The organism is Roseateles sp. P5_B10 (assembly GCF_056400485.1).
In genome coordinates this window covers 1-11562 of record NZ_JBFULE010000110.1, presented here as the reverse complement: position 1 = coordinate 11562, position 11562 = coordinate 1, and the positions used below count along the sequence as shown (strand labels likewise).

5 protein-coding genes and 1 pseudogene are annotated in these 11562 nt (G+C 70.3%); 5 read left to right on the top strand and 1 reads right to left on the bottom strand.

The genetic code is table 11. The features are described from left to right. The 3 genes and pseudogenes from AC1DU6_RS10020 to AC1DU6_RS10010 form a co-directional block, all read left to right on the top strand. Nucleotides 1-823: pseudogene (locus tag AC1DU6_RS10020) on the top strand (excinuclease ABC subunit UvrA); the annotation flags it as partial. Between the two features lie 107 nt (nucleotides 824-930). Continuing rightward, nucleotides 931-1323, top strand: a complete 393-nt coding sequence (locus tag AC1DU6_RS10015; RefSeq protein ID WP_457322948.1) for a hypothetical protein — start codon at nucleotides 931-933, stop codon at nucleotides 1321-1323. A gap of 82 nt (nucleotides 1324-1405) precedes the next feature. Continuing rightward, nucleotides 1406-4138: a S9 family peptidase gene (locus tag AC1DU6_RS10010; protein ID WP_477856981.1), complete on the top strand. Its 2733-nt coding sequence runs from the start codon at nucleotides 1406-1408 to the stop codon at nucleotides 4136-4138. 6 nt (nucleotides 4139-4144) lie between these two features. Here the strand turns inward: AC1DU6_RS10010 and AC1DU6_RS10005 are convergent, their stop codons facing one another. Continuing rightward, nucleotides 4145-5341, bottom strand: coding sequence for a vanadium-dependent haloperoxidase (locus AC1DU6_RS10005; RefSeq protein ID WP_477856980.1), 1197 nt, complete (start codon nucleotides 5339-5341; stop codon nucleotides 4145-4147). Between the two features lie 93 nt (nucleotides 5342-5434). On the opposite strand from AC1DU6_RS10005, the gene AC1DU6_RS10000 reads away from it, so the two are divergent. Together AC1DU6_RS10000 and AC1DU6_RS09995 are read left to right on the top strand one after the other, a co-directional pair. Then, on the top strand, nucleotides 5435-7825 hold the full coding sequence (locus AC1DU6_RS10000) for a PAS domain S-box protein (protein WP_477856979.1): 2391 nt from the start codon (nucleotides 5435-5437) through the stop codon (nucleotides 7823-7825). A gap of 79 nt (nucleotides 7826-7904) precedes the next feature. Continuing rightward, nucleotides 7905-11562: GAF domain-containing protein (locus AC1DU6_RS09995; RefSeq protein ID WP_477856978.1), on the top strand; the 3658-nt coding region annotated here is incomplete at its 3' end.

Below are 11562 nucleotides of genomic sequence, written 5' to 3'. Positions count from 1 at the left end.
CGCCCAGGTCGACCGCGTGCTGGAGGTCGACCAGACCCCCATCGGCAAGACGCCGCGCTCCTGCCCGGCCACCTACATCGGCTTCTGGGACGCGATCCGCAAGCTGTTCGCCGAGACGCTGGAGAGCAAGGCGCGCGGCTATGCACCGGCGCGCTTCAGCTTCAACACCGGTGCGGGCCGCTGTCCCGGTTGCGAAGGCCAGGGCATGAAGACCATCGAGATGAGCTTCCTGCCCGATGTGAAGGTGCCCTGTGACCAATGCCATGGCCAGCGCTTCAACCCCGAGACGCTGGGTGTCAGCTGGCGGGGAAAAAGCATCGGCGACGTGCTGGCGATGGAGGTCGACGAGGCCGTCGAGTTCTTCGCAGCGATGCCGTCGATCGCGCACCCGCTGCAGTTGCTGAAGGACGTGGGGCTGGGCTATCTGACGCTGGGACAGCCTTCACCGACGCTGTCGGGCGGCGAGGCGCAGCGGATCAAGCTGGTGTCGGAGCTGGTCAAGGTGCGGGACGACGTGGCGCGGCGGGGGCAGAAGGCGCCGCACACGCTGTATGTGCTGGACGAGCCGACGGTGGGTTTGCACATGGCGGATGTGGAGAAGCTGATCCGCGTGCTGCATCGGCTGGTGGCGGGCGGGCATTCGGTCGTGGTCATCGAGCATGACCTGGATGTGATTGCGGAAGCCGACTGGGTGCTGGATCTCGGGCCGGAGGGCGGCGATGCGGGTGGGCGGGTCGTCATCGAGGGCACGCCGGAGCAGGTCGTGGCGAGCGGCAGTCACACGGGCGTGGCCTTGAAGCCAGTGCTGGCACGGGTGGGCTGATTCAGCCGCGCTTCGGTTTTCCAGAAGTCCGGTTGCGGCTCCGCCTGCTTTGTCCGAGACATCGGACCGGACACACTGCACCGTTCAATTGACCGGAGAGGTTTGCGATGGCGTTCGTTGTGGGCTGGGTGCTGGTCTTGCTGCTGCTGGCCCTGTGGTCCAGCCTCGTGTGGGCGGTGCAGTCGTTTCTCACCGGCCTRCTGGCCCACGCCGGCAGCGTCGGCTCGGGTGGCTGGAGCTTGCCGGAGTCGCTGAGAGACTGGCTGCCCTCGGCAGTGGCGGATTGGTTGGTGTCGACGGTCGAGACGCTGTCGCCGCAGTTGCAATCCCTGGCCAGCGCGCTGCCGTCGCTGACGGGCGGCGTCACGGTGCTGGCCTGGGTGGTCTGGACGCTGGGCGCCGTGATGCTGTTCGTCTTCGGCCTGGCCATCCACGTCGGCGTGGCGCTATGGCGCAAGTCCAAGGCTTCCACGTCGCCGCCTGCCACGACGATCCCGTGACGAATGGGGGTCGCCGCGCCTGCTTCTTAGAATTCGTTGCCCCTAACCCTAGGGGGTAGATTCAGGAGATCCCTTGAAGCCCGTGACCTTCGCTGCCATCAGCAGCCTGGCCCTTGCCGTGGCCCTGTCGGCCGCCGCCCCCCTGCAGGCACAGACCGCGCCGCCCAAGCCCGTTCCCAGTCTCGAGCAGATCTTCCGTGCCGAGCCTTATCGCAGCGAGCCTGCCAAGGAGGCCGACTTCAGCCGCAGCGGCCGTTACCTGGCCTGGCTGTGGAGCCCGTTCGGTGAGCCCGGCACCGATCTCTGGGTGTACGACACCAAGACCGGCAAGACGCAGCGCATCACGTCGCCCCAGGTCATGGCGGCCTTCGAGGCGCCGGAGGACATGGAGCGCTTCGACAAGAAGCTCCGGCAGCGCAACACCGAATACGCCGAGCGCCAGGCCCGTGAGGTGGCGCAGCAGGCCTATCTGCGCGGCGAGAAGGTCAATCTGTCGCAGTGGGAAACCGCTGCCATCGAGACGCTGAAGAAGGAGCTGGCCGAGAAGAAGGCCAAGGACGACGCGCAAAAGGCTGCGGACAAGGCCGAGGCCGAGCTCGAGAGGCAGGCCATGGCCGCGCTGGCTGCCAGGCGCGCCGGCAAGCCGGTGCCTGCGGCAGCACCGGCATCGGCCGCCTCGTCGCCCGACAAGGACAAGGAAAAAGAGCTGTGGGAGCTCCGCGACGAGCTGAAGAAGAAGCTGGCCCGCGACAAGCTCAAGCCCGCCGATCTCTATCCCGGACCGAGCCAGTTCGCCTGGGCACACAAGGCCGACGAACTGGTCTTCCAGTACCGCGGCGGCCTCTACCGCTGGAAGGCGGACGACAAGATCCCCACCGTTCAGCCGCTGGTGGCCACGCAGCGCGACCTGAAGCTCGTCGCCTACACGGCCGACGACAGCGGCGTCATCTACACGGACGAGACCCGCGTGCTGCGCAGCGGCTTCAAGCAGACCGGCGTGCAGGTCATCAACCGCGAGCTCATCCACCCGGACGACGAGCAGAAGAAATACAAGATCGACCAGACGGCCATCAGCGAGGACGGCCGCTGGATGTCGCTGCTGGCCAAGGCGCCGCTGAAGACGGCCGACGACAAGCCGGCGCCGCCGCCCAAGCAGGTCGAGATCATGAACTACAGCGAGCGCTGGGCCACGGCCAAGAAGGTCAACCGCGAGGTGTCCGACGACAAGCGCAACCAGCAGCCGCTGGCCCTCTACATCCGCCAGCTGCCCACCGGCAATGAGCCGCCGCGCAAGCAGCCTGCGCCTGTGTTCACGCAGAACGGTGGCGATGTCTGGTTCGAGATGAGCGATGTGGCCTGGGCCCGTGACGGCAGCCGCTATGCCTTCACGACCTGGGAGCGCGACAAGGAGCTGCTGCGCGTCTACATCGGTAAGACTTCTTGCCCCCAGCCGTCGGGTACGACGGCTGCCCCCCAAGGGGGCGCTGCAGGCCTTGGGAGCGGCCCGGCGGCCTGCGACGAATCCGCCAAACCCGAGATGGTGCTGGAGCGCCGCGGCGAGGTCGGCCACGAGGTGGTCAACGTGCTCAAGCCCCGCTTCACACCCGACGGCAAGACGCTGGTGCTGGCCCTGGACGAAGCCGGCTGGCGCCAGCCCTATGCCATCGACGTGGCCACCAAGGCGCTGCGCCCCCTCGTCAAGGGCGAGTTCGAGGCCCACCAGGTGATCGGCTTCACGGCCGACAGCAAGGCCATGTTCGTGCTGGCCAACCAGGGCGACATGGCGGCCATGAATGTGCTGCGTGTCGACCTGGCCAGCGGCGCCACCCAGGCCCTCGGTGCAGCGGGCGAGTACCACCGCGCCGCGGCGGCCTCGGAGGATGGCCGATGGGTCGGCGCCGTGGCCGGCAACTGGGCCCAGCGCCCGGAGCTCAAGCTGCTCGCCACTGATGGCAAGACGCCGGCGCGCACGCTGACCGACAGCAATGACAAGGCCTGGGGCGAGTTGAAACTGTTGCGGCCCGAACGCTTCAACTTCACCAACCGCCATGGCGACCGCATCGAGGCCTATGCCTTCAAGCCCGCCAGTTGGACCGCGGCCGACAAGCGCCCGGCCATCGTCTACGTCTATGGCGGCCCGCTGAACGACCGCCACATCGTCGAGGTCGACAGCTTCCAGAACACCGCCTATCTGTTCGGCCAATACATGGCCGCCAGGCATGGCTATGTGACCATCGCCGTCGACCCGCGCGGCCACAGCAACTATGGCCGCAAGTTCTCTGACGCCAACTGGGAGCGCCCCGGCGAGCCCCAGGCCGAGGACCTGGAAGACCTCGTCAAGTTGCTGCCCACGCAGTTCGGCGTGGACGCCCGGCGCATCGGCCTGAACGGCTGGAGCTTTGGCGGTTTCCAGACGCAGTACACGATGTACACCCGGCCCGACCTGTTCGCCGCTGGCATCGCCGGTGCCGGCCCGACCGAATGGGAGAACTACAACAGCTGGTACAGCGGCCGCACCATCGGCAAGGCCACGGACCGCACCAAGCCGGTGTTGCGCAAATACTCGCTGCTGCCGCTGGCCAAGGGCCTGAAGAAGCCGCTGATGCTGGTGCACGGCATGCAGGACCCGAACGTGCTGTACCAGGACACCGTCAACGTCTACCGCGAGCTGCTGGATTCGGGCAAGGAGTCGCTGGTCGAGCTCTTCCTCGACCCCGACGGCGTGCATGCCATGGGTGGCGTCGTCAAGCCCGCCGGCTGGCACCGCAAGTACGAGGCCTTCTGGCTGCGCAACCTGGGCCGCGCGACTCCCTGAGAAAAATCAGGGCAAGGGCCGCAGTTGCGTCGCCAGCACCTCCTCGGCCACCTTCTGGCCGAGGCGGTAGCCCACGTCCACCGAGTTGCGGAAATGCACGCCGCTCCAGACGCGTGAATTGGCCAGCTCCTGGCCCATGGCCTCGGGCGAGCTCCAGCTGCGCGTCATCGACAGCGCCGAGTTGACCCAGACCAGTGGCGCCTGGCTGTCGCCGCGGAAGTCCTTCAGCAGAGCCTGCAGCGTGCCGCCGCCGACCGCGCCGCCCGAGGGGTAGTCACTGTTGGGCGGCGTGTGGATCAGCGGTTCCCAGCTCGCGTCGCGCAGCTTGGCATCGGCAAAGGCGCCGCGCAGCGCGTTGTAGGGCCGCCAGTGGCGGTACTTGGTCTTGATGCCGGTGTAGACGATGCGCGAGTCCAGGTCGGCCATGTCCATCAGGGCCAGCATGCGCGCGAACTCAAGCGGCGTGGCCTTGGTGCTCTCGGCCAGCTTCTTGAGCATCGCCACGGCGTCCTCCCCCTCGCCGGAGTTCCAGAACAGCGCGATGACCGACTGCTCGCCCGTGCGCTGCGTGCTGACACGCCCGCCGACGGCCTTGACCTCGGCCAGGTCGCGCAGCGCCACGGCGCTGCCCACGGCCGGCGGCGGGCCGGGGTCATAGGCCGCCACGTCCTTGATCGCGAAGGGCTTCATGCGCGCCAGGCCGATGCCCGACTCCTGCTTGTACTCGGGCGTCAGCACATGGATGCCCGGCGCCGGCTCGACCTTGGGCGGCTCCACGCGCGCGAAGCTGTCATCCGCCCGCGCGGCCAGCAGCGCCAGCGCGACGCGCCGGCCCAGCGCCACGCCCTTGGCACGCGCGGCCGCGTCGGTCACGGCTTTCAGCGAGGCCTCGTAGGTCTTGTCGAGCAGGGCCTGGTCGGCGCCCGGCACGTTGCCGAGCACGACGCGGGCGGCGGACGCGACGGCCGCCTCCGGTGAGGCATCCGGCACGGGCGCTGGCGACGTGCCATAGGCCTGGTAGTGCGGCGTGATCGCGTTCAGCGCGTTGAACATCGCCAGGTCGGTCAGCAGCGTCGCAGGCAGGACCTGACCGCGCGGCGACTTCTGCAGCACCTTGGGCGTGGCTTCGGCCCAGTCGCTGACGACATCGGCGCGCGCCGGCGCGATCAGCAGCGCCAGCAGCAGGGCGCAGAGCTTGAGCATGAGGTTCTCCCTGACGAAAGACGGCGACGCTACGCCGCGCGGACGGCCTGCGCAATGAGGAGCGACGCCCTGACCTGCCCTAAGCTGTCGGCCATGGTGACCCCGCCCTTGCCGCCCGACGAAGACCGCCGCCTCGCCCGCCTGGCGGCGCTGGCCGTCATGGACACCGAGCCCGAGCCGCTGTTCGACCACCTCACCGCCCTGGCGGCGCAGATCTGCGGCACGCCCGTCGCCCTGCTCGGCCTGTTGGACGAGCGCCGCCAATGGTTCAAGKCCGCTGTCGGTTTTGGCCGCAGCGAGACGCCGCGGGCCCAGACCTTCTGTGCCCACACGCTGCTGGCCGATGGCCTCTTCGAAGTGCGCGATGCCCGGCTGGACGCCCGCTTCGTCGACCACCCCGATGTGCTGGCCCGCCCCGCGCTGCGCTTCTATGCCGGCGTGCCCATTCGCCTGGACGACGGCAGCCACCCCGGCACCCTGTGTGTCGTCGACTTCCAGCCGCGCGAGCTGACCGAGGCGCAGCGCGAGGCCCTGACCCGCCTGGCCGACGCCGCAGCCGAAGCGCTGATGATGCGCGAGCGCGCCTTGCGTGGCGCCGACCTCGAGGCGGCGGAACAGCCCTTCCAGGTGCTGGCCGAGACGGCGCCGCTGGGCATCTTCCGTACCGACGCGGCAGGGGACTTCATCTTCACGAACGCAAACTGGCAGCGCATCTGCGGCTTGTCGGCGCGCGCAGCCCTGGGCGAGGGCTGGGCAGCCACGCTGACGACCGAGGATCGCACCTCGGTGCTGGCCCACTGGCGGCGCTGCGTTACCCAGCGTCAGGCATTCGAGATGCGCTACCGGTTGCGCCGCGGCGGCAACGGCCACGGCGTGCGCCAGGTCTGGACCCGTGCCCGGCCGTTGCTGGCGCCCGATGGCGGGTTGCGCGGCTATGTCGGCATCACCGAGGACGTCACCGACCGCATCACCGCCGAACGCGAGTTGCGCGACAGCAAGGCCCTGCTGGACCGCACCGGCCGTGTCGCCGGCATTGGCGGCTGGAGCCTGGACCTGCAGACCGAGGAGCTCGTCTGGAGCGACCAGACCTGCCGCATCCACGACCTCGAGGCCGGCCACCGGCCAACGCTGCAGGAGGCCATTGGCTACTACAAGCCCGAGGCGCGCGCCGCCATCGAGGCGGCCGTGCTGCGCGGCATGCAGCACGGCGAACCCTGGAGCCTGGAGCTGCCGCTGGTGACGGCCAAGGGGCGTGAGATCTGGGTGCTGTCCCAGGGGCAGGTCGACTGGCAGGACGGCGTGCCGGTGCGGCTCGTGGGCGCCTTCCAGGACGTCACCGAGCACCACCGCGCCGCTGTCGAGCTGGAGCACAACCGCCAGCGCCTGCGCGCGCTCTACGAGTCGACGCCRGCGCTGATGCATTCGGTGGACGCGGCCGGCCGGGTGCTCAGCGTGTCCGACCGCTGGCTGGAGCGCCTGGGCTACAAGCGCCAGCAGGTCATCGGCCGGGCCATGGACGACTTCATGACACCTGAGTCGTCGCAGCAGGTGCGCGAGGTCTACCGCCCGGCGATGTGGCGCGACGGCCATGTCAGCGACTGCCCCGTGCAGCTGATCTGCGCCGACGGCCGGCTGCGCGACGTGCTGGTCTCGGCGGTCGCGGAGTACACCGCCGACGGCCGGCCACTGCGTGCCCTCGCCCTGGTGGACGACATCACCGAGGACTTGCAGCGCCGCGCCGAGCTGGCGCACGAGCAGCGCATGCGCCGCCAGACCGAGCGCCACGTGCAGGAGCTGGACCAGCTGCTGCACGAGCGCTCCGAGATGCTGGACGTGCTGGCCCACGAGGTGCGCCAGCCGCTGAACAACGCCAGCGCGGCCTTGCAGAGCGCGGCCGCCAGCCTGGCCGGCCGCGGTGAGCGCCAGGCCCAGGAGAGGCTGAACCGCGCCCAGGCCGTGCTCGGCCAGGTGCTGGCCGGCGTCGACAACACGCTGGCTGCGGCCAGCCTGCTGGCGGGCGGCGGACGCATCGCGCGCGAGGACACCGACATCGACACGCTGATCGCCGTCACCATTGCCGACCTGCCACGCGAGCAGCGCGACCGCATCGTCGTGCATCGCCACACGGCGACCCGCACGGCGCTGATGGACATGAGCCTGCTGCGCCTGGCCTTGCGCAATCTGCTGTCCAACGCGCTGAAGTACGCGCGCGGCGTCAGCCCCGTGACCCTGCATGTCATCGATTTTGATGAACCCGCCGTGCTGCAGTTCGAGGTGGCGGACGCCGGCCCCGGCATTCCGCGCGAGCTGCTGCCCCGCCTCTTCACCCGCGGCGCGCGCGRCAGCGGCGGCACTGAGTCGGCCCACGGCCTGGGCCTGTACATCGTGCGCCGCGTCATGGACATGCATGGCGGCACGGCGGAACTGTTGCGCAGCGGCCCATTGGGGACGGTCATGAGGCTGACGCTGCCCCAGGCCGACTAGAGCGGACTAGACTCGCGCGGCCCCTCTCCGGAGTGGCAACGCATCCGATCCCCGTGGTGTGAAAAGGCTCTGTCCCGCCATGCCCTTGCGCCCCGATGTCGCCGTGTTGGAGGATTTGGCCGACCTGGCCTGGTCGGGCCAGCATCAGCGTCTCATCGACGTGAGCGCGGGCTGGCGCGGCGACGCCCGGGTGCTGGAGCTGCGCGTCGAGAGCTTCATCGCGCTCGGCGCCCTGGCTGCTGCGGCCGATGCCGCCGCAGCCCTGGCCAAGCTGGCCGAGGGCCGCCCCGCCTGGCGGCTCCGCGCCCGCCTCGCGCTCGGGCTGGTGCAGATGCGCCGCGGTGAATTGCTGGCGGCCATCGCCACCGCCGAAGCCGCGCTGGCCGAGGCCGGCACTGACGCACTCGACCGTGCCTATGCGCTGGCCCTGCTGGCCGAAGCCCAGTGCCGTTGCCAGCTGGAGCCCGAAGTGGCGCTGGGCCGGGTGCACGAGGCCGCCGCGCTGTTTGCCGCCGCCGGCAAAGCGGTGCCCCGGGGCCGCTGCGGTTATGTCGAATCCCTGCTGCTGGGCATGCTGGGTTTCGTTGCCGAGGCGCGCGCGGCGGCCGAGGCGGCGTTGGCGCTGGCGCTGGCCACTGGCGACCTGCTGGGCCAGGGCAATGCCTACAACGCCCAGACCTTCAACAACCCCGACCTGGCCGACTGCCTGCACCTGTGCAAGTTGGCGCTCGCGGCCTATGCCGCGGCCGGCTATGCCGAGCGCCAGGGCACGGCCATCCACAACATCGGCAACCACTACGTCACGCTGGGCCTGACGCGCCGTGCGCGCCGCCACTACCTGGCCGCGCTCGCGATCTGGCGCCGCACGGGTGCGACGGCGCTGCTGCCCTACACGCTGACGGCGCTGGCACGGCTCGACCTGGAGGCCGGCGCGCTGGCCGAGGCGCGCGCCTATGCCGGCGAGGCCGAGTCCCTGAGCCTGGCGCGCCAGAACCCGGGCTTTCGCTCCGAGATCGCGCGCCTGCGCGGTGAGCTGGCGATGGCGGAAGGCGACGCGGCGGCCGCAGCGGTGCAGTTCCGCCTGGCGCTCGACCATTCGCCGTCGGCCGCCCAGCGCATGGCCGACCTCGGCCTCATCGCCTGGGCCGAGCTGGGCACCGGCCGCCTGCAAGCGGCGCTGGATGCCAGCGCCGAGGCCGCTCGACTGCACTGGGCCCAAGGCCTGGCGCCGCTGGAGAACCTGGATCTGCCGGCCCTGTGGTGGCGGCGCTGCGAAGCGCTGCGCGCAGCCGGCCGGCGGCGCGAGGCCAGCGTGGCGCTGGCGCGGGCCTACCGCTTCGTCTGCCTGCGCTTGGCCGGCTTGTCCGACGAGGGCCTGCGGCGCAACTCGCTGAACAAGCGGCCGGTGGCGCGCGCCGTCGTGCAGGCCTGGCTGGCCGATGGCGGCCGCCCGCGTCATCTCAGCGGCGCGGCGCATCTGGACGAGCGCTTCGCCCGCCAGGTCGACGTCGGCCTGCGCCTGGCCGAGCTGGCCACGGGCACCGAGCTGCATGAGTTCCTGGTCGACGAGTCGGCCGAGATCAGCGGCGCCGAACGCGTGCTGCTGGTGCTGGAGTACGGCGGCAGCCTGCGCCACATCGCCAGCCATCTGATGCCGCAAGGGGAGGCCGGTGGCGAGGAGGCCCTGCTGACCGCCATCACACCCTGGCTGGATGAAGCGCGCGGCAGCCGCGCGGCGGCCCTGCGCATCGGCCCCGAAGGCGTGCCGGCCGTGCAACAGCGCTCCTGCCTCATCGCGCCGCTGATCGCCGAGCGCGAGCTGGTCGGCTATCTCTACGCCGACCTGGACGGTGCTTTCGGGCGCTTCCGCGAGGGCGACCGCGATCTGCTCGTCATGCTGGCCGCCCAGGCCGCCGTCGCGCTGGCCAACCTGCGGCTGCGCGAGGGCCTGGAGCAGCGCGTCGCTGAGCGCACGGCCGAGCTGCTGGCCAGCAAGGCCCAGGTGGAGCGCCGCGTCAACGAGCTGGCGATGCTGAACAACCTGCAGCAGAGCCTGTCGCCGGAGCTGAGCTTCGAGGCCATCATCCAGCGTGTCGGCGACCGCCTGTGCGAGCTGCTCGAGACCCAGGACATCGGCATCCGCTGGTATGACCCGGCCAGCGGCCTCAACCACTACCTCTACGAGCTCGAGCACGGCGTGCCCATCCAGCTGCCGCCGGAGCGGCCGGCGCCGGACGGGCCCTTCGAGCAGATGCGCCGCACGCGCCAGCCGCTGGTCTGCCGCAACGTGGCCGAGATCACCGCTGCCGGCCTGTTGGCCCTGCCGGGAACCGACCAGGCGCTGTCCTTCGCCAACGTGCCCATCATCGGCAACGACCAGGTGCTGGGCGCCATCCTGGTCGAGAGCTATGAACGCGAGAACGCCTTCAGCGAGGCCGACGTGCGCTTCCTCAGTACGGTGGGAGCCAGCGTCGGCGTGGCGCTGGAGAACGCGCGCCTGTTCGATGAGATCCAGCGCCGCACGCGCGAGAGCGCGGCCCTGGCCGAGGTGGGGCGCGAGATCTCCTCCACGCTGGACCTGGCCACGGTCATGAACCGCATCGCCGTGCATGCCAAGGAGCTGCTGGACGCCGACAACAGCGCGGTCTTCGTGCCGGAGGAGGAGGGCGGGGGCGCGGCGCGGCGCTACCGCGCCATCGTCGCCGTCGGCAGATACGAGAGCGAGGTGCGCGACGCCGTCATCACGGCCGGCGAGGGCATCATCGGCTCGCTGATCGCCAAGGGCGAGCCCGGCGTCATCAACGCCGCGCGCGACGACCCGCGCGGCGTCCGGATGGAGGGCACCGAAGAGGACCCCGACGAGCGCATGATGGTGGCGCCGTTGCGCGCCGGCCAGCGCGTGCTGGGCGCCCTGACCGTCTGGCGCCAGGGCGGCCAGCCGTTCCGCGACAGCGAGCTGAGCTTTCTGGTGGGCCTGAGCCTGGCGGCGTCGGTGGCGATGGAGAACTCGCGCCTGTTCGGAGAAGCCCAGGCCGCCAAGGCCGTGGCCGAGCAGGCCAATGCGGCCAAGAGTGCCTTCCTGGCGACGATGAGCCACGAGATCCGCACGCCGATGAATGCCGTCATTGGCATGAGCGGCCTGCTGCTGGACTCCACGCTCGACGGCGAGCAGCGCGACCACGCAGCCATCATCCGAGAGGCCGGCGAGGCGCTGCTGACCATCATCAACGACATCCTCGACTTCTCGAAGATCGAGGCGGGCCGCATGGACATCGAGAGTGCGCCCTTCGTGCTGCGTGACTGCGTGGACGCGGCCGTCGACCTGATCGCGCCGCGCGCCCGCGAGAAGGGCCTGGCGCTGGCCGTCGACATCGCGCCCACTGTGCCCGCTGGCATCAATGGCGACGTGACCAAGCTGCGCCAGATCCTGCTGAACCTGCTGTCCAACGCGGTCAAGTTCACCGAGGCAGGCAGCATCACCGTCGAAGTGGAGGCCGCTCCGGCCGAAGGCGGCGTGGAGCTGCGCTTCCTTGTGCGCGACACCGGCATCGGCCTGGGCGCTGAAGCCCTGGCCCGCCTGTTCCAGAGCTTCAGCCAGGCCGATGCGAGCACCTCGCGCAAATACGGCGGCACGGGCCTGGGCCTGGCCATCAGCCGGCGCATGGCCGAGCTGATGGGCGGACGCATGTGGGCCGAGAGCGACGGCCCGGGCCGCGGCGCGCGCTTCGGGTTCACGC